At 44.0% G+C, this 18,312-nt stretch carries 16 protein-coding genes and 1 pseudogene; 11 read left to right on the forward strand and 6 right to left on the reverse strand.

What is annotated here, in order from left to right; translation table 11 throughout:
• Positions 1-36: 36 nt before the first annotated feature.
• The gene (locus ACM0OZ_RS18090) at positions 37-432 is read right to left on the reverse strand and encodes a KGK domain-containing protein (protein ID WP_414584217.1); all 396 of its coding nucleotides are present in this window, start codon (positions 430-432) and stop codon (positions 37-39) included.
• Between the two features lie 351 nt (positions 433-783).
• The gene (locus ACM0OZ_RS18095; RefSeq protein WP_414584218.1) at positions 784-2,298 is read right to left on the reverse strand and encodes a thioredoxin-like domain-containing protein; all 1,515 of its coding nucleotides are present in this window, start codon (positions 2,296-2,298) and stop codon (positions 784-786) included.
• A gap of 71 nt (positions 2,299-2,369) precedes the next feature.
• Between ACM0OZ_RS18095 and ACM0OZ_RS18100 the strand changes: the two genes are divergently transcribed.
• Genes ACM0OZ_RS18100 through ACM0OZ_RS18110 form a run of 3 tightly spaced genes read left to right on the forward strand, consistent with a single transcriptional unit; the run spans position 2,370 to position 5,231 of the window.
• A complete protein-coding gene (locus tag ACM0OZ_RS18100; RefSeq protein WP_414584219.1) occupies positions 2,370-3,314 on the forward strand; it encodes a glutaminase in 945 nt (314 codons plus the stop codon).
• Positions 3,315-3,369: 55 nt separating this feature from the next.
• The gene (locus ACM0OZ_RS18105; RefSeq protein WP_414584220.1) at positions 3,370-3,834 is read left to right on the forward strand and encodes a MarR family winged helix-turn-helix transcriptional regulator; all 465 of its coding nucleotides are present in this window, start codon (positions 3,370-3,372) and stop codon (positions 3,832-3,834) included.
• A 53-nt stretch (positions 3,835-3,887) separates the two neighbouring features.
• On the forward strand, positions 3,888-5,231 hold the full coding sequence (locus ACM0OZ_RS18110) for an SCP2 sterol-binding domain-containing protein (protein WP_414584221.1): 1,344 nt from the start codon (positions 3,888-3,890) through the stop codon (positions 5,229-5,231).
• Between the two features lie 392 nt (positions 5,232-5,623).
• On the opposite strand, the gene ACM0OZ_RS18115 is transcribed toward ACM0OZ_RS18110, so the two are convergent.
• From ACM0OZ_RS18115 to ACM0OZ_RS18125, 3 genes are read right to left on the reverse strand one after another with little or no spacing between them, the layout of a single operon-like run.
• Positions 5,624-5,791 (reverse strand): hypothetical protein, encoded by a 168-nt coding sequence (locus tag ACM0OZ_RS18115; protein WP_414584222.1) that lies wholly within the window; start codon positions 5,789-5,791, stop codon positions 5,624-5,626.
• A 59-nt stretch (positions 5,792-5,850) separates the two neighbouring features.
• Positions 5,851-7,668 carry a hypothetical protein gene (locus ACM0OZ_RS18120; protein WP_414584308.1) on the reverse strand — a complete coding sequence of 606 codons (1,818 nt, stop codon included), beginning with the start codon at positions 7,666-7,668 and terminating at the stop codon, positions 5,851-5,853.
• Positions 7,669-7,712: 44 nt separating this feature from the next.
• A complete protein-coding gene (locus ACM0OZ_RS18125) occupies positions 7,713-7,847 on the reverse strand; it encodes a hypothetical protein (RefSeq protein ID WP_414584223.1) in 135 nt (44 codons plus the stop codon).
• Positions 7,848-8,304: 457 nt separating this feature from the next.
• Between ACM0OZ_RS18125 and psaA the strand changes: the two genes are divergently transcribed.
• The 7 genes from psaA (at position 8,305) to ACM0OZ_RS18160 (ending at position 16,299) form a co-directional block, all read left to right on the forward strand.
• Positions 8,305-10,563, forward strand: coding sequence for a photosystem I core protein PsaA (psaA, locus tag ACM0OZ_RS18130; protein WP_414584224.1), 2,259 nt, complete (start codon positions 8,305-8,307; stop codon positions 10,561-10,563).
• Positions 10,564-10,685: 122 nt separating this feature from the next.
• Complete coding sequence (psaB, locus tag ACM0OZ_RS18135; protein WP_414584225.1) at positions 10,686-12,902, forward strand: photosystem I core protein PsaB; 2,217 nt, start codon at positions 10,686-10,688, stop codon at positions 12,900-12,902.
• Positions 12,903-13,139: 237 nt separating this feature from the next.
• Positions 13,140-14,495: an AAA family ATPase gene (locus ACM0OZ_RS18140; protein WP_414584226.1), complete on the forward strand. Its 1,356-nt coding sequence runs from the start codon at positions 13,140-13,142 to the stop codon at positions 14,493-14,495.
• A gap of 2 nt (positions 14,496-14,497) precedes the next feature.
• A complete protein-coding gene (locus tag ACM0OZ_RS18145; protein WP_414584227.1) occupies positions 14,498-15,034 on the forward strand; it encodes a hypothetical protein in 537 nt (178 codons plus the stop codon).
• A 136-nt stretch (positions 15,035-15,170) separates the two neighbouring features.
• Positions 15,171-15,377, forward strand: coding sequence for a hypothetical protein (locus ACM0OZ_RS18150; RefSeq protein ID WP_414584228.1), 207 nt, complete (start codon positions 15,171-15,173; stop codon positions 15,375-15,377).
• On the forward strand, positions 15,377-15,685 hold the full coding sequence (locus ACM0OZ_RS18155) for a hypothetical protein (protein ID WP_414584229.1): 309 nt from the start codon (positions 15,377-15,379) through the stop codon (positions 15,683-15,685). Before ACM0OZ_RS18150 ends, ACM0OZ_RS18155 begins: the two co-directional genes overlap by 1 nt.
• 77 nt (positions 15,686-15,762) lie before the next feature.
• Positions 15,763-16,299 (forward strand): DNA methyltransferase, encoded by a 537-nt coding sequence (locus tag ACM0OZ_RS18160; RefSeq protein ID WP_414584230.1) that lies wholly within the window; start codon positions 15,763-15,765, stop codon positions 16,297-16,299.
• Here the strand turns inward: ACM0OZ_RS18160 and iscB are convergent.
• Positions 16,222-17,499: an RNA-guided endonuclease IscB gene (gene iscB, locus ACM0OZ_RS18165; RefSeq protein ID WP_414584231.1), complete on the reverse strand. Its 1,278-nt coding sequence runs from the start codon at positions 17,497-17,499 to the stop codon at positions 16,222-16,224. The genes ACM0OZ_RS18160 and iscB overlap by 78 nt on opposite strands.
• Before the next feature lie 267 nt (positions 17,500-17,766).
• Here iscB and ACM0OZ_RS18170 point away from each other — a divergent pair.
• Positions 17,767-18,291: pseudogene (locus ACM0OZ_RS18170) on the forward strand (DNA methyltransferase); the annotation flags it as partial.
• Between the last annotated feature and the right edge of the window lie 21 nt (positions 18,292-18,312).

An 18,312-nucleotide genomic window follows, 5' to 3' on the forward strand; every position in this document is an offset into this window, starting at 1 on the left:
CACCCCTCCGTATTTTCTCGCTTTTTTTTTCAAAAATCAAATAGGAATCCTATAGAGTTGATTATGATAAGGAGTGACTGATGATGTACATATTTGAATTTTCAGCTTTCCTTTCTGCCAGTAATGACCACCAACTTTTAGAACATGGCAATCTGTCACATAATTGTGTTGAATTTCTTTCAAATTTATCTTTTTTTGACCAATAGATAATTTACTTAAAAATTCCAGCATGGAAACGCCAGGATACAAACTTGTGTATTCATAAATATGCTGCTGCAATTTACTTCTAATTTCTTCCTCTATTAATTCTTTTAATCTACTGACTTTAAAACAATCTTTTTCCAGGAGTATGACATCATCATCACATTCTAGTGGTGTAAATTTTTCATTCATATTAATGCCAGTTTCAGTCATTGATTGAGTGACATCCACTTCATAATTTAACCTTACTTCATAGCATATTCTGCCAATTTGCTGACATCAAGTCAGTGAAAATGTTGATAAGAGAAACGCTATAAACTTCTGACTTTCTTTCTGACTTTATCGAAAGTTATTAAAGTAACACTCAAACCGGAGATAAACGCGGATGCACGTGGATAATCAGATATATAGGAACCCGAAATCATTTGTAAAAAAACAAGATCCCCGACTTCTTAGAGAAGTCGGGGATCTGTGTCTTCAATTTTCACAAATTAAATAAAATTGCTATATGATGTTCGTAAAATCACCCATAAAAAAACTTGTTTGTAAGAAGGACTAAAGTCCTCACTACGAAGTTATGACTTATGTATGTGGAATACATACATCTGGGGCGCACAAATTTGGAAATTGAAGTGTTGTTACTGTTAGAGTATCCAAATCTACGCGGCGGATAGCGTGGTTATTTGTATCAGCAATAAATAAATGAGAACCGATTATACTCAGCCCGGAAGGTTCAGAAAATCGGGTATTTTTACCTTGTCCGTCTTGTAAACCAACCGAACCATCACCTAAAAGTGTTTGACAATTGCCAGTATGCGGGTTAACAAGTTTAATTTTGTGGTTGTAAGTATCTGCTATCCACAGGTCATTCTGGGCATATTCTACCCCCAAGCAATGCTGCAACCTCACATCGGAACCTTCTCCATCAACGTCACCAAAGCCAAACAAACTACCGCTACCGCAAACGGTTCTCACTTGTCGCGGTTCAATGAGTCGCACACCGCGAATTGAGCTAACTTCACTGTCAGCAATGTATAATTCTTGTCCATCAGTAGTGATACCGCTAGGCTGGGCAAAAGCAGACTCACTGAGTTCGCCATCTACACAAGCTTCTGCTCCCATACCAGCATAGGTTCTCACAATGCTAGTTTCTAGATCCAGTTCCCAAATTTGATGAGAACCAGCCATGGCAATAAACAAGGTATTTCCCCATAGCTGTAAATCCCAAGGAGAATTTAGCGCTGTTTCTCTTGCAGCACCACCGTGAGGACGGATATTACGGCTTTGTTTACCTGTTCCTACAATGGTTTCGACGACTTGGCGTTTCAAATCAACTCGCCGTAGAGCATGATTTTCTGTATCCGCAACGTATAAAATTTGATTTTCTTGATCAAATACCATTCCTTGGGGTGCGAAAAACTGCGCTTCGCCAAAGGAACTATCGGTTAATCCAGATTGTCCAGTTCCAATTAAATGTATGATTTCCCCATTAAAGCTACTCACGACAATGCGGTGATGTCCGGAATCAGCAATGAACAAACCTGCTTGTGTCGCCAAGACTTTACCAGGAAAAGCTAAAGGTGTGATTAATGGTTTTCGCTGTTTTTCCAAGGTAAGGCTAAGTTCTTGGAAATTGATGGTACCTTTTTCTTGATGTTGGTTAATCAGCTTTTGAATCAGTTCGTCTAAAACATGGCGATCGCCTTCACCAGATACATAGCCAACTACATAACCTTGTGGATCTATCACCATTAAAGTAGGCCAAGCACGTACAGTATACTCTTCCCAAACTCTAAAACCACTATCAACTAAAACTGGATGTTCGATATCGTAGCGTAGAATTGCTTGGCGGATGTTTTCGCTTTCTTTTTCGTTGTCAAATTTGCCACTATGTACGCCGATAACTGTAAGGCTGTCTTTATATTTTTGTTCGAGATATTTCAGCGTTGGCAGAATGTGCAAGCAATTGATACAACAGTATGTCCAAAAGTCCAAAATCACAACTCTGCCCTTAAGTTGTTGAAGAGACAGTGGTTTTTCGGTATTGAACCAAGGGTTATTTTGCGGGAGTTCTGGCGCTCTAACACGGGGAGTCATAGACAATTCAAAATTCAAAATTCAAAATTCAAAATTCAAAAACTACTGTTTTAGATTATTTATAAACTTATATGGTTGGATTGGAAAGGCTAACTACTACCAAGTTATCAGCTTGGGCGCAACAAGCCAAAGTCTTGGCACATCAAGGACAAGTTGCTAACCGTATTCCCAAATTGGCATTAGCTAATCCCGATTGGTTTGCGGTTTACATCTGCTGTCGTTCAGGGCAAACTTATAGCCACGGCAATACAAGTTGTGTATTTCCCCTGATGAGCGCAATTAAGCCGTTTTCGCTGCTGTATCTACTAGAACAATTTGGAGCAGAAACTGTTTTTCAGTGGGTTGGGGTTGAACCATCGGACGCTCCTTTCAATTCCCTAGAGCAACTGGTTGCCGATAATGGACGACCCCGCAATCCTATGATTAACAGTGGGGCAATCACTCTTGCTGATAAGTTACCAGGAAAAGACGCTGGCGATTGCGCAAAGCGCAGCGCCGCAAGCGGCGATCGCTGTGAACAACTGTGTCAATGGCTCAACCAATTCGCAGGTTCTCACCTCAAATTGGATGAAGTTATGCTGGCTTCTGTGCGAGCATCTGACTCCCAAGCAAATCAAGCGATTACGCAATATCTTACTGAAGCAGGGTATGTAAAGAATCCTGAAATAGCTCTTGACAATTATGAGGAAATATGCTCCATTTGTGGACGAGTGGAAGATTTAGCCCGTTTGGGTTTGCTTTTGGCTTGTGAAAGTGAATTGATTTTGCCGCAGCATCGCCGTATTGTCAACTCGCTGATGTTAACCTGTGGGCTGTACGCAGCTTCTTCCCAGTATGCTTGGCGGATTGGTTTGCCGATGAAATCTGGTATCAGTGGCGCACTGCTAGCGATAGTACCAAATCAAGGGGCGATCGCCGTTTACAGTCCTGCCTTGGATAGTATTGGTAATTCTATAGGGGCGATCGCTTTTGTTGAAGCTTTATCCCAAGGTTTACAGTTAAGTGTTTTTGGTTAGCAGTCGAAAGTTTTTAATAGTTGACAAGTCTAAAATTTATGTATATACATATTTTATGACCAAGCCAAATTCTCAATCCAATCTCACTAAGGTCAGCCTCATTCCGTCAAGCTGCATGGGAATGCATATTCGTCGAGCTTCGCGGATTGTGACGCAAATCTATGATGCAGCACTGCGTCCGGTGGGATTGGTGTTAAACCAATTTACGTTGTTGGTGGCGATTCACTTAGTAGAATCCACGCCCGTGACTCGCTTGGCTCAAGAACTCTTTACAGATCAGACGACCTTAACCAGGAATCTCAAAGTACTTGAAAAACGGAAATTGGTCATAATGGAACCTGGTGAAGACCGACGAATCAGGCTTGTATCGCTCACCCCTGAAGGTCGTGCGCTCTTAGCCCAAGCCTTACCGTTATGGGAACAAGCTCAAGCCGAAGTGCAAGCGCGATTTGGACAACAGCGATCGCAAGAATTACTCTCGCTGCTTTGTGATACTCCATCGTTGGTGGATACCCCCTAAAAATTTTAACAAATATATGTATATACATAAAAAACGTGATTTTGGAGGACAGTATGCCTAAGTTCGACGACCATCCAACCGTTAAACGCTGGCGCGAGCAGATAGCTCTGGAAAACCGTGCAACGAGTCCCGCAGTTCTCGATGCAGATCGGCTGCGGAAGCTCTGTCTAGACGCTGGTGCTGATGATGTCGGATTTGTGGAACTAGACCGACCTGCCATTGCCAACCAACAGCAAGACATTTTGGCTGCGTTTCCAGCCACCCAAACGCTGATTAGCTTTGTTTGCCGTATGAATCGGGAAAATGTCCGCACACCTGCTCGATCCATTGCCAATCTGGAATTTCATGCTAATTACGACCACACGAATGACGTAGCGCGGAGCATCGTGAAAACGCTTGAAGAGATTGGGGTGCGAGCGATGAATCCATCGGCAGCATTCCCAATGGAGATGGATCGATTTCCGGGCAAAGTGTGGGTGGTGTCGCATAAACCCGTTGCTGTGGCTGCGGGACTTGGACACATGGGCATTCATCGCAATGTAATTCATCCCAAATTTGGCAACTTCATTCTGCTGGGAACCATTCTATTGGATACTCAAGTGAGTACGTACACGCACCCTATTGACTACAATCCCTGCTTAGAGTGCAAGTTATGCGTGGTAGCTTGCCCAGTTGGGGCAATTGGTGCTGATGGTCACTTCGATTTCTCGGCGTGCTACACCCACAATTATCGCGAGTTTATGGGCGGGTTTACTGATTGGGCAGAAGCGATCGCTGATAGTAAAAATGCCCGTGACTATCGCTCCTCAGTGGATGATTCTGAATCAGCGTCAATGTGGCAGAGTCTATCTTTCAAATCGAATTACAAAGCGGCTTACTGTGTTGCTGCTTGTCCGGCTGGCGAAGATGTGATTGCGCCGTTTTTAACTAATCGCAAAGAATTTATTCAAGAGGTTGTCAAACCTTTGCAGGAGAAGCAAGAAACAATTTACGTAGTCCCAGGTTCGGATGCAGAGGCTTACGTTACCCATCGCTTTCCCCACAAAACGGTGAAACGGGTGGGCAATGGAATTCGTCCTCAATCGATTCAAGGCTTTTTATTTGGCTTGCCCCTGCTGTTTCAACGTGAGCAATCCAAGGGATTAGATGCGATATACCACTTTACGTTTACTGGATCTGAGGAGCGCACAGCAACAGTAACCATTCGCAATCGAACAATTGCAGTGGAAGAGGGTAACACAGGAACGGCAAATCTCGCGCTGGCTGCCGACAGCGACACTTGGCTTCGGTTTTTGGCAAAAGAGCAGAACTTAATTTGGGCGTTGTTGCGACGCAAGATTCGCGTCAATGGTTCACTCAAATTTCTTCAGGCATTTGCCAAGTGTTTTCCCAGTTAATTCGTTGTCTTTCTCAATTTAGTTGAGCAAGAACATGAACTCATTTATTTAAAGAACTTCAATGGAAAGAACACGACTAAGCTTGTTTTACTTGGCTGGCTATCTCATTCCAAGCGGGGTTATGCTATTATTAGCACCACGCTTTGCTCTGAAACTTCTGTTCTCCAATAGTGATTATGGAGACATATTTCCGCGTACTACGGGTATGTTCGTGATTGGATTAGGAATCATTGTTGTGCAAATGATTCGGCTTCGTCTCAGTTCGCTTTATTCGACAACACTAATTGTGCGGAGCTTTTTCTTTGTGTGTTTAATCAGTTTCTATCTCCTCAATCATGACCCCTTCTTCTTGGTATTACTCGCTATTCTCAGCATTGGAATTGGATTAACTGCTACCAGTTATATTCTCGATAGGCGACTCGCATTAAAACCGACTCAAGAGTCATAACAGCACCTTTAAGTGTGCTGGAAACGGTTTCAGTAGAGTTGTGATAGTTTACTACAACCAACCCAAAGAGATGGTCGAGAAATAGTGCGATCGCCCTAAAGAGCGATCGCACTGTTCAAACCTTGTCAAATTTCCATAATTTAAATCTGGTTTTAGTTCTCGTACTGCTGATTACTGTGCCTCCTGGATTTCCTCGCTTTGCTGGTCAGGTGTGGTTGCCTTTTCTAATTTTTCAAGAACTGATGGAGGTTCAATCACATCTGGTGCAGTTTGCGGCAACGTATGAGATGGTGCAGCACCTGGGTATTGACGGGGGCTGAAATACCGTTTCAATTCTGGTTTTTCTGGATCGGGGGCGATTTTTTGAGGTAAGGTTGTTTCAGCTTCTGGCGTTACCTCTGGTTTTGGTTCTGCCGTGGTTTCTCCTTGAGGTGCAACTGATTCTGGTGCAGGGGACTCAATAACCTCTGGCAAAGTGGGAGGTAAGCCAGGAGTTGGTTCAGTTGTTTGTGGCGTTGGTATCTTAAGAGCGCGACGATTGAAATAGCCACGCAATCCCCGTTTTTCTTCTAGAGGAGCAACTTTTTCTGGTACAGGCGTTGCTTCAGCTTGGGGTGTCACTTCTGGCTGTGGTTCGGTTATAGTTTCTGGTTGCCGAGTCTCAATAATCTCTGGCAAGGTGGGAGGTAAGCCGGGAGTTGGTTCAGTTTGTGGCGTTGGTATCTTAAGGGCGCGGCGATTGAAATAGCCACGCAATCCGCGTTTTTCTTCTAGAGGAGCAACTTTTTCTGGTACAGGCGTTGCTTCAGCTTGGGGTGTCACCTTTGGCTGTATTTGAGGGGCTGATTGAGATTCAGTTTCACGAAGGAGTTGTTTTTCTACTTGAGGTTGTATTTCAGGTGTTGTTTGTTCAACGGTGGGCGTTGAGGTTGAGGTAGGTGTAGGTTCAGTTTCAGGAACGGGTTGCTTTTCTTCCTTAGGTTGTGTTTCAGGTGTTTCTTCAACAGTAGGCGTTACAGTTGGGGTAGGTGTGGGTTCAGCAGTTGGTATTTTGGCACTGTAATTCGGGTCTACTATGCTGCGAACTTGTTCTGCTGACAAATCTCCTCTAACTATTTTAGATAGAGTGTCTTTCCCCTTGGGTTCATAAGTAATAAGTCTCACTGTGCTGTTGAAGACATTTTTCACCGGGTTTCCCTGTTCGTCGAGAAACTCAAGTTTTACCCAATTGTTACCTGGCTTAAAGCCTTTAAGGTAAACGGCTTGCCAACGATCTAAAACAAAGCTTTCACCATTAATTGTGCAGCGAATGCGCCAATCTGCTATGTCGTCATTGGGGTTGTCTTGAGCGACGAGATGCAATGGGGCGTTAGTTAGGTAAAAGTCCAGTAAAATTGGTTCTGCACCATAGCCGCCTTTAGGACGACTGTATGTTAACAGTGGCTTGGTTGCATCAGGGTTGTTGTCGTCGGTTTTAGTGAAGATGTGAAATGTTGACTGGGCGTAAGCCCCTTCATTCTTAAAGCTTTCATGCCAAGGACGCGAGGCAAAGACACGTAGTGTATGCGTACCTGGGGACAAGTCTGGCAAAACCAGGGGTTGATTCAGGTCGTATACGGCTATATAAGGTTCGTTATCAACAATAACGTGTAAATGAGGACCAAGATCGAGTTCTGGATCTTTAAATATAGGTAGGTCTTTGACCTGAAAGCGAACTGTGACTGTGTTTTCTTGCAGGATTTCATCCTGTTTAGGAGTCACTAGTGTTACTTGAGGCTGATAAACTTCCAAGGCTTGGCGCAGTTCTTGGATTGTTGCTGGTGGGGAAACTTCTGAGATTTGCTTTGAAAGTTGAGCTTTTGAAGGCAAGCTGTCGTCATACGGTTCTTGGCTAACGGCTTTCTCTCCACAGCTGCTCAAAGTTAACACCAGCACCGATACCATTAGCAACCTGAGGATAGCCATTGCGGTCTTCCGCCACAAGTTCATGCTTTCCACCCAGTCATACTCCTAAAACTTGTAATAATTTTGGCTCAAACTGTCCACTGGTCACTATAGCGCTTCTCGGTTAGATACACCACCCGGTACAAGCACAGCAATGTTATGTCCGGACAAATGACCTGAATATTTCCGAAAAATGTGATTTTGCCATGACTTATGTCAGCCATGGCTTTTTAAAACTCATATTTGTTACAAAAATTTGCGAACGAATTTCATCAAAGCTTTTATCTGCTATGACTAAAAAATTTGTTTGATACATATATTAAGTGATATTAAGCAAAAGCAGTGAAAACCGAAAAAATAGCTTTTTGTGGTATCAATATCAATTTTGCGAATTGTTGCAGTTTGTAAAATAAATGAATAAAGTATTGACTTTTTCGCCAGCGTTTTAAAACTCAAAAGTAGATTAGGCAGTTGATTCAAGGATTTTGAATTATTGTTAACATCTGTCTAACTATGTACGAGATAAGCCTTTATAATTCAACAGAAAGCAATATCCACAGACGGTCTTCGTCGCGCCTCCAGCAAAGTATATTTCTGGAGGAAGCGATAAAGCTTGACTAAAGCCATGAAGGCACTATGTGGTACTCATGATTTCTCAATCCTGTTAAGAGGGGAGGTCGAATGACAATTAGTCCTCCGGAGCGAGAGGAAAAAAAGGCAAGAGTCATAGTCGATAATGATCCGGTTCCAACGTCATTTGAACTGTGGTCAAAACCCGGACATTTCGACAGAAGCTTAGCCAAAGGTCCGAAAACCACAACTTGGATTTGGAACCTTCACGCACTCGCCCATGATTTTGATACACATACAAGCGATTTAGAAGACATATCCCGCAAGATATTTTCGGCACACTTCGGCCATTTAGCCGTAGTGACGATTTGGCTGAGCGGGATGATATTCCACGGCGCTCGTTTTTCCAACTATGAAGCTTGGCTGAGCGACCCCCTCAACATTAAGCCCAGCGCTCAGGTTGTTTGGCCAATTGTTGGTCAACAAATTTTAAACGCCGATGTAGGTGGTGGATTCCACGGTATTCAAATTACCTCCGGCTTTTTCTACATATGGCGTGGTTGGGGTATCACGAACTCGTTCCAGCTCTACTGCACCGCGATTGGCGGGTTGGTGTTAGCAGGCTTGTTCTTGTTTGCAGGCTGGTTCCACTACCATAAGCGTGCTCCTAAGCTGGAATGGTTCCAGAACGTGGAATCGATGCTCAATCACCACTTGGCTGGACTATTGGGCTTGGGTTCCTTGGGATGGACAGGTCACTTAATTCACGTATCCGCGCCGATTAACAAACTGCTGGATGCGGGAGTGGCTGTCAAAGATGTGCCATTACCTCACGAATTCATTTTGAATCGTGACTTGATCACCGAGCTTTTCCCGAGCTTTGCCAATGGTTTAACGCCATTCTGGACGTTGAACTGGGGTCAGTATGCGGACTTCCTGACCTTTAAGGGCGGTCTGAACCCAGTGACAGGCGGCTTGTGGATGACGGATATTGCTCACCACCACTTGGCGATCGCAGTACTGTTCATCGTTGCGGGTCATCAGTACCGTACCAACTGGGGTATCGGTCACAGCATCAAAGAGATTCTGGAAAACCACAAAGGTCCCTTCACTGGTGACGGTCACAAAGGTATCTACGAAAACCTGACCACCTCTTGGCACGCTCAGTTGGCAGTCAACCTGGCAATGCTGGGTTCATTGACCATCATCGTGGCGCACCATATGTACGCGATGCCTCCGTATCCGTACTTGTCAACTGACTATGCTACCCAGCTGTGTATTTTCACCCACCATATGTGGATCGGGGCATTCCTGATCGTTGGTGCAGGTGCTCACGCTTCCATCTTCATGGTGCGGGATTACGATCCAGTTGTGAACCAGAACAACGTTCTGGAGCGGGTGCTGCGTCACAGAGATGCAATCATCTCTCACCTGAACTGGGTATGTATGTTCCTTGGCTTCCATAGCTTTGGACTGTACGTACACAACGACACGATGCGTGCTTTGGGTCGTCCCCAAGATACGTTCTCTGACACAGCAATTCAGCTGCAGCCAGTGTTTGCCCAGTGGGTGCAAAACCTACACACGGTCGCTCCTGGTGCAACAGCGCCCAATGCACTAGAACCAGTCAGCTATGCCTTCGGCGGTGGTATCCTCGCAGTAGGCGGTAAAGTGGCAATGATGCCGATTGCGCTCGGTACGGCGGACTTCTTGATCCACCATATTCACGCATTCCAAATTCATGTCACCGTCCTGATTCTACTCAAGGGATTCCTGTTTGCTCGCTCTTCTCGTCTGGTTCCAGACAAGATGAACTTGGGCTTCCGGTTCCCTTGCGATGGTCCTGGTCGTGGCGGTACCTGTCAAGTATCTGGTTGGGACCACGTGTTCCTCGGTTTATTCTGGATGTACAACACCATTTCAATTGCAATTTTCCACTTTAGCTGGAAGATGCAATCTGATGTCTGGGGAACTATAGACGCAGATGGTGTTGTAACTCACATCACAGGTGCGAACTTTGCTCAAAGTGCCATCACGATCAACGGCTGGTTACGTGACTTCCTGTGGGCACAAGCTGTACAAGTCATTAACTCCTATGGCAGTGCACTGTCAGCTTATGGTCTACTGTTCTTAGGCGGTCACTTTGTCTGGGCATTCAGCTTGATGTTCCTGTTCAGCGGTCGCGGCTACTGGCAAGAATTGATTGAGTCGATTGTTTGGGCACATAATAAACTGAAGGTAGCACCTTCAATTCAGCCCCGTGCTCTTAGCATCATTCAAGGTCGGGCTGTTGGAGTGGCTCACTACCTCTTGGGAGGAATTGTCACCACCTGGGCGTTCTTCCACGCACGAATCATTTCACTGGGCTAAAAATCAGCTTTACGATTCATGAGTTTTGAGTTTTGAGTGCTGAATGAAAGCTCAGAACTCAGAACTCAGAACTCAGAACTATAAGAACCTGATGGCTGAAGGTCAGAGGATTTATCGAACGTATGGCAACAAAATTTCCAAAATTTAGCCAGGATCTCGCACAGGACCCGACTACGCGTCGGATCTGGTATGCGATGGCTACGGGAAATGATTTTGAAAGCCACGATGGCATGACAGAAGAAAATCTTTACCAAAGGATTTTCGCGACTCACTTCGGTCATGTGGCAATCATCTTCCTGTGGGCATCCAGCCTCCTGTTCCACGTAGCTTGGCAAGGCAACTTTGAACAGTGGATTAAAGATCCTCTTCATATTCGCCCAATTGCCCACGCGATTTGGGACCCTCACTTTGGTAAAGCCGCAGTAGAAGCTTTTACTCAAGGCGGCGCTAACTATCCAGTTAACATTGCTTACTCTGGTGTTTACCACTGGTGGTACACCATCGGTATGCGGACGAACAATGACCTGTACCAAGGTTCAGTGTTCCTCCTCATCTTGGCAGCAGTGTTCCTGTTCGCTGGTTGGTTACACTTGCAACCCAAGTACCGTCCTAGCTTGGCTTGGTTTAAGAGTGCTGAACCTCGTTTGAACCACCACTTGGCTGGTTTGTTCGGTGTAAGTTCTTTGGCTTGGGCTGGTCACTTGATTCACGTTGCTATCCCCGAATCTCGCGGACAGCACGTAGGTTGGGATAATTTCCTGACCACCCTACCCCACCCAGAAGGATTGGGACCATTCTTTACAGGTAACTGGGGTGTTTACGCTGCTAACGCCGACACTGCGAATCATGTGTTTGGTACATCCCAAGGTGCAGGGACTGCAATTCTGACCTTCTTGGGTGGCTTCCATCCTCAGACTGAGTCCCTGTGGTTGACCGATATGGCTCACCACCACCTGGCGATCGCGGTTATCTTCATCATTGCTGGTCACCAGTACCGTACCAACTTCGGTATCGGTCACAGCATCAAAGAAATGCTGAACGCCAAGAACTTCTTCGGCATCAACACCGAAGGTCAGTTCAACCTGCCTCACCAAGGACTGTACGACACATATAACAACTCCCTACACTTCCAGTTGTCCATACACCTGGCAGCACTAGGTACTGCTCTTTCCTTGGTAGCGCAGCATATGTACGCGATGCCTCCTTACGCGTTCATCGCTAAGGACTATACAACCCAGGCAGCTCTGTACACTCACCACCAGTACCTCGCTGTGTTCTTCATGGTTGGTGCTTTTGCCCACGCTGCAATTTTCTGGGTACGTGACTACGACCCAGATCAAAACAAGGGCAACGTACTCGACCGCGTACTGAAGCACAAAGAAGCGATCATCTCGCACTTGAGCTGGGTATCCCTGTTCTTGGGCTTCCACACCTTAGGTCTGTACGTACACAACGACGTAGTTGTTGCCTTTGGTACACCCGAAAAGCAAATCCTGATTGAGCCTGTGTTTGCACAGTTCATTCAGTCGTCTCATGGGAAAGTACTGTACGGTTTAAACACCCTACTGTCCAATCCTGACAGCGCTGCTTCCTTGGCTGGCGGTCCTTGGTTACCTGGTTGGCTGGATGCTATCAACAATGGCACCAACTCCTTGTTCTTGACCATTGGTCCTGGTGACTTCTTAGTACACCACGCCTTCGCTCTCGCTATACACACAACTGTCCTCATTTGTGTTAAGGGTGCGTTGGATGCCCGTGGTACTAAGCTGATGCCTGACAAGAAGGATTTCGGTTTCACCTTCCCTTGCGACGGTCCAGGTCGTGGCGGTACTTGCCAAACTTCAGCTTGGGAACAGTCGTTCTTCCTCGCCATATTCTGGGCACTCAACACCGTTGGTTGGGTCACCTTCTACTGGCACTGGAAGCACCTGGGTATTTGGCAAGGCAACGTAGCTCAGTTCAACGAGTCCTCTACATACCTCATGGGCTGGTTCCGTGATTACCTGTGGGCTAACTCTGCTCAGTTGATCAACGGCTACAACCCCTACGGCACGAATAACCTGTCTGTTTGGGCTTGGATGTTCCTCTTCGGACACCTTGTTTGGGCAACCGGTTTCATGTTCCTCATCTCTTGGAGAGGTTACTGGCAAGAGTTGATTGAAACACTGGTTTGGGCACACGAGCGCACTCCTTTGGCGAACTTGGTTCGTTGGAAAGACAAGCCCGTTGCTCTGTCCATTGTTCAAGGTTGGTTGACGGGTCTAGTTCACTTTACAGTTGGCTACGTCCTCACCTACGCAGCGTTCTTGATTGCCTCTACTGCTGGTAAGTTCGGCTAACCCCGCTGCTAGAAGTTTAGTAGGTAAGTAAATAAAATCCCCTGCCGCAAGGTGGGGGATTTTTTGTTTTGTTAATTAACAATGATTGCCCCTCAGACTAGAAGTCTGGGGCTATACAAACTAGCCCGCTAAGGCGGGCTAAAAAATGAAGAGGCTAAACAGCAGAATTGTATGAATAAATACCTTGCTATTTAAACCAGATTGCTGCTACAAAGGAAAACGGCTCAGGACTTAAGTATGTCTGAATTATCTCCAGAATGGAACAATGAGGCTTATGTATCTCTACATCTGGTTCAAGAAATGCTGCGGATAGCAGGTTTACCACCTCGAAGCGGCTATTCTCACTGGCATCCAGAGTTTAAAATAACAGTTCCAAGACTTACTGCAAAAGGTCTGATAACGCAGACTGAAAAAGAAGTTGATTTTCTCGTAGAGGATTTTGGTAGGTATGTCAACTTGTTAGTTGAGGTTAAGGCTGCGGATACTCGAATTGATTATGATGCTCGTGCTCAGTTAGAGAAATATCTAAAATACTCAAACACAAGATTTGGAATACTCATTGATCCGTTTTCAATTGAGATATACGAATACACCAAATGGCAGGTAAGCCTAAAGTGTAAGTACGATATACAAAATCCAGAGCAAGTTCAACCTGTAGCAGATTTTTTGAGAAACTTTTTGGATTCGATTAAAATGCGTACAATTGCAATTCACACATCGAAGGGAGGAGTTGGTAAAACGACTCTAGTTGTCAATCTTGCCTATGAACTAGCAAAGCAGGGTCATAGAGTTTTAGTTATTGACTTAGATGATCAAGCCAATGCCAGTTTATCCTTAGGAGTCAACTTTGCTGATAAATTTGACCAAGCTTCTAGTTTGGAAGAGTTTGAGCAAATCTTAGAATCTTTTAAGGATAGGAAAGAAGTTGTAGAGTTTTTGAAAGACTACGATCTAGCAAATTTTAATTATAGAGAATACATACAATCTTCCACACTGAACCAGATTCTAACTTTGACTGGCTGTCCAGGAAAAGTTGATGTTTTACCAAGTAGCTACAAAACTGTAGATGCTGCCCTAGCCAATTTAGGTGGAATTCGTGAAAAGCGACTTGACAAGGCACTGCGACAATCTAGTATGGCTAATGATTATGATTATGTAGTTATTGACACCCCTCCAAGTGCTACTACCATCGCAATCAATGGGCTGTATGCGGCTCAATATTTGGTAATCCCATCCCAAATGGAATACCTTTCAGTCTATGGGATTAGAACCCCCATCAAACGGGCTAGAGAAGTTCAAGAAGAGAACTCAAAGCGGGGAGTGATTATTGGAATTGTTCCAATGATGACTGAAAAAAACGTTAAACTTCATACTACTATTAAGCAGTTAGTAAGCCAAACATTTCCGGGTATAACAATATTGCAAGAAATCAAGAGAGCAACTGCCGTAGGGCAAGCATCTAAGGCACGTCAACCACTTTCTTTATATGCAGAACAGAATAATGGAGCAGGTGAGGTAGCCAATCAATTTTCAGTTTTAACCCAAGAGATAGTGTCAAAAATACAACAAATTGAAACTTCTATAGGAATGTAAAAATGGTAAAGCTATACAAAGGAATTGAGAGCCAACCTAGTCTTTTGGTTTTAAATCAAATAGAAGTCGCTCAAAAAACTTCTGGAACTTCAAAATCTGTGATTAACAAGGTATCTGAAAATTTGAAAGAGAGCGGGTTTAACTTGTCTCTGCCAATAGTTTGTATAACAGATGAGGAAGATAAGTATCACTTATTGACAGGTCTAGCAATATACGAGGCGGCTGTTGCTGCTGGGCTTGAACGAATTTGGGTATTCCTCATCGCAGCCAAGCAAGCAGATGCAGACAAAGTCATAGAACAAGCTCTTTTGCAGTCAAAGCTTAATGAAAGGATCATCGAGGCTCAAGATATTACAGAGTTCTTAGAATTCATTAACAATAAGAAGTCTGATCTGACTTCAATCCCAGGAGTTAAGTCTGGATATGCAAAACTGATTTCAGATAATCGTCCTTATTCTTCTCAAGAAGATATCCAGAAGAAGCTGGGCGCTAAACGGTCTTTAAATTGGCTAAGAGCATATAAGCAAGCGAAAAATTAAATGGTGTGGAAGGTAGCTTACGCTTTGTACAGTTCATTAAGAAAGCGATCGCCTACAATAAGGCTATGTTGTAAGTGATCAGAACAATGACAAACTGGCAAGAACGCATAAGCATAATTCCCAGAGTGTGTCACATATGAATACTAAACTTGTTGAATCACTGGTAAAAGTCATCTTATCTCTTTCGGAAGAAGAGCGCTCTCTCTTAGAAGAAAAGCTATTTTTTGATAGCTCATATCCATCAACCCGCGACTTAATGCAACTTGCACAGTATGGTAAAGCATTTGATTTTCTATATTATGAACCAGACTTATATACTCTTGAAGATGGAGAACCTATTTAATGTCCCTTCAAAAAGGAGATCTTGTCTTAGTTCCGTTTCCGTTTACAGACTTAAGTGGAACAAAGCTGCGTCCGGCTTTGGTTTTATGGGTAGACTCTACTGGGAATGATGTCACTTTATGTTTTATTTCGTCTCAAAATATCATTAGTCTTAGTCCGGAGGAATTTATTTTAGATGCTTCTGACCGACTCAGTTATCAGTTATCAGACAACAGGTTTGTTTGGTACAAGCCCCATCAGGTATTGATGGTTAAAAACAAAATATTTTCGTTATTAAATCCCCATCAAGTATTGATGGGGATTAACTGATAACTGTTCACTGTTCACTGATAACTGTTAAATGACGCTGTTATTTTTATAATTAAATTGTCACCTAGTTATAAGTTTTGATAGAACAACAAACACAAAAAATACTAAATCTTACGCCTTACTATTCTCAAAAAAACGGCTCTGTATATTTAGGTGATAGCCTAAAATTACTTCAATTTATCGAAGACAACAGCATTAACTTAATCATCACTTCACCTCCATTTGCACTCACACGCCAAAAAGAATACGGCAACCAAAGTGAAGAAAAATATATAGAATGGTTTCTACCTTTTGCTTACGAATTTAAAAGAGTTTTAGCAGAAAATGGCTCATTTATTTTAGATTTAGGTGGAGCTTATCTTCCTGGTCATCCAGTTCGGAGTATCTACCAATATGAGCTTTTAGTGAGATTGTGTAAGGAAGTCGGCTTTTTTCTCGCTCAAGAATTTTATCACCGAACCTCCTCGCCCCGGAAGCCCCTGTTTTCTAAACATGGGGAGGAAGGGGCGGGGGAATTTATTCCCCTTACTCGCACTCTAAAATCCATATGCGTAACCATCCTTTTTGTGAATAGGTATACAAAATCTATAACTAATACCAGCAACACGACCTGAAGAAGTAGTAATGTCGAAGCTGCCAGATTTGCGACACAACACACGACCAACGTAGTTGCCCATTTTCTTACCAGAGGTGACAACAGCTTTGATGATGTCGCCAGTTTTAAAGCCAAAATGAATTTGTTTGCGTTCTCGATGGCGAGTCGGGAATCCATAGCGATCAGTACCAGACATTTGACGGGTTCCCCAGCCTGTACACTTGATGCGTAATGGTTGCTGGGTTAGCAATTGAATTGTTTCAATATCTCCAACACAAGCTGCGTCAATCCAATGAGATTTATTTAATCCAAGGCGAGTGCGATTGTACTTAGTTTGTGCACCATTTCCAGTAGTTGTAGGCAAAATACTTTTCAGTGTACCAAACACACAAAAGCGAGTTGCATTGACTGCCGCAGCATCCTTGAGAGGTTGCTTTCCTTCCTTCTTAATTTTCTCTAATCTTGATGGATCTTTTTTCAGAAAGTCATCAATAGATTTTGCCCCCTTTCTGGTATTGCACCGCTCACAAGACAGGGTTAAATTACTGACTCGGTTGCTACCACCTTTTGACCTCGGGTGAATATGTTCAATCTGAAGTGGTACACCTTCTTTATCGCAATAGGCGCATTTACGCCCCCACTTCTGTAGAAGATATTCTCGCACTTCATATCCAGCAAGTTCGCCTTGCTGATACTCGACACCGTCAACCTCTGGATTTTGCATCTTTTGGGTGTCAAAGCTAGCTACTTCCATAGCAATTTGAGCGATTGAAGCATAACGACAAAACCGTTTTACCCAAGTCTCAATCGTTAAAACGCGGTGCATTAATGATGGAGCGTGGAGCCTACCTTCTTTGCGCTTGCGGTTGTCAAAACGTGGTTGACGATAACGAGTTTTGCGATTACGACGGCTACGACGTAGTGAGCGTCTTAATTCCAAAGAATTCTTAATTTGCCATCCCCTATGTTCCAATTCCGCCGCCCAAATAACCTTATCGTGGTCAACAATTGCAATACCTGTGAATCGACTGCCGGGGTCGAGCTTGATAGTTAATGGCTTGGGATTGGGATTATCAACCGCGTGTTTCAAAATGATTGCAAAGGGGTAAACTCGATACACGGCAGCTTTCTGCTTTGTCAGTAACTCTCTTGCTCGTGCTGGGGGGATTGGATTGAGAGGTTGTTTGTTTTGGTCGATAACGAAAACATAATTTTGCATTGCTGCATACTCCTTGCGGGTAAAGTTTGCTTCTCCCAAGGGGAGACGCTGCGCGAACGACAATGTTTAGGGTCGGTACTATCCGAACGACACTGGTTTATTCTCCGTAAGCCTGTTTAATCGCTCGGTTCTAGGGTTCAGGACTAGCAAGCATCCTGAAGTAGGTCTTTAACTCTTACCCTAAACGAGTAGTCTGGTCAGGTGAGTCAACCGACAAGCCCCTGCCGATCTTGCCATGGGGTTGGCACTTAACGAGAGAACCCTGACTATAATCCAGCGCGACTCCCAACACCTGCTGAATGGGTCACAATTAGGCGGATTCGTGTTAAAGATTCAGTAAATGTGGTGTGGTGGTTGTCCAAAACGCCTCACCCCAAAGCCGACAATAGAAAAGTTTTAAAGCCATATAGCCAAAGTATGAAGCAATTACTTAAAAATGGCTATAAGGCAAAAATCCGTCCCAGTGGTCACGATATTTCTGACAAATTTCAGAAGGATAATAAAGGCGCTATTCCACCAAATTTACTAGAAATCGCGAATACAGAATCCAACAGCAGTTACTTGCGTCGCTGTAAAGCTGCAGGAATGAAACCACATCCTGCACGTTTTCCTCAAGGTTTTGCAGAATTCTTCATCAAATTTTTGACTGATGAAGGTGATATTGTTTTAGATCCATTTGCAGGTTCCAACACAACGGGTTTTGTTGCAGAAGTTTTACAACGCCAATGGATTTCGTTTGAAATTAATGAGGATTATATTATCGGTAGTCGTTACCGATTTGAAGATTCCTGAAGTAACACAGGTTTCAATACG

The organism is Scytonema sp. PCC 10023 (assembly GCF_963920835.1).
In the GTDB taxonomy this organism is placed as follows: domain Bacteria; phylum Cyanobacteriota; class Cyanobacteriia; order Cyanobacteriales; family Nostocaceae; genus Kalymmatonema.

What these genes read in the sequence shown, in the direction of transcription:
- ACM0OZ_RS18095 (WP_414584218.1), bottom strand. Translation starts at nt 2,298, where the DNA reads ATGACTCCCCGTGTTAGAGCGCCAGAACTCCCGCAAAATAACCCTTGG.
- ACM0OZ_RS18100 (WP_414584219.1), top strand. Translation starts at nt 2,370, where the DNA reads ATGGTTGGATTGGAAAGGCTAACTACTACCAAGTTATCAGCTTGGGCG.
- ACM0OZ_RS18105 (WP_414584220.1), top strand. Translation starts at nt 3,370, where the DNA reads ATGACCAAGCCAAATTCTCAATCCAATCTCACTAAGGTCAGCCTCATT.
- ACM0OZ_RS18110 (WP_414584221.1), top strand. Translation starts at nt 3,888, where the DNA reads ATGCCTAAGTTCGACGACCATCCAACCGTTAAACGCTGGCGCGAGCAG.
- ACM0OZ_RS18120 (WP_414584308.1), bottom strand. Translation starts at nt 7,668, where the DNA reads ATGAACTTGTGGCGGAAGACCGCAATGGCTATCCTCAGGTTGCTAATG.
- ACM0OZ_RS18125 (WP_414584223.1), bottom strand. Translation starts at nt 7,847, where the DNA reads ATGGCTGACATAAGTCATGGCAAAATCACATTTTTCGGAAATATTCAG.
- psaA (WP_414584224.1), top strand. Translation starts at nt 8,305, where the DNA reads ATGACAATTAGTCCTCCGGAGCGAGAGGAAAAAAAGGCAAGAGTCATA.
- psaB (WP_414584225.1), top strand. Translation starts at nt 10,686, where the DNA reads ATGGCAACAAAATTTCCAAAATTTAGCCAGGATCTCGCACAGGACCCG.
- ACM0OZ_RS18140 (WP_414584226.1), top strand. Translation starts at nt 13,140, where the DNA reads ATGTCTGAATTATCTCCAGAATGGAACAATGAGGCTTATGTATCTCTA.
- ACM0OZ_RS18145 (WP_414584227.1), top strand. Translation starts at nt 14,498, where the DNA reads ATGGTAAAGCTATACAAAGGAATTGAGAGCCAACCTAGTCTTTTGGTT.
- ACM0OZ_RS18150 (WP_414584228.1), top strand. Translation starts at nt 15,171, where the DNA reads ATGAATACTAAACTTGTTGAATCACTGGTAAAAGTCATCTTATCTCTT.
- ACM0OZ_RS18155 (WP_414584229.1), top strand. Translation starts at nt 15,377, where the DNA reads ATGTCCCTTCAAAAAGGAGATCTTGTCTTAGTTCCGTTTCCGTTTACA.
- iscB (WP_414584231.1), bottom strand. Translation starts at nt 17,499, where the DNA reads ATGCAAAATTATGTTTTCGTTATCGACCAAAACAAACAACCTCTCAAT.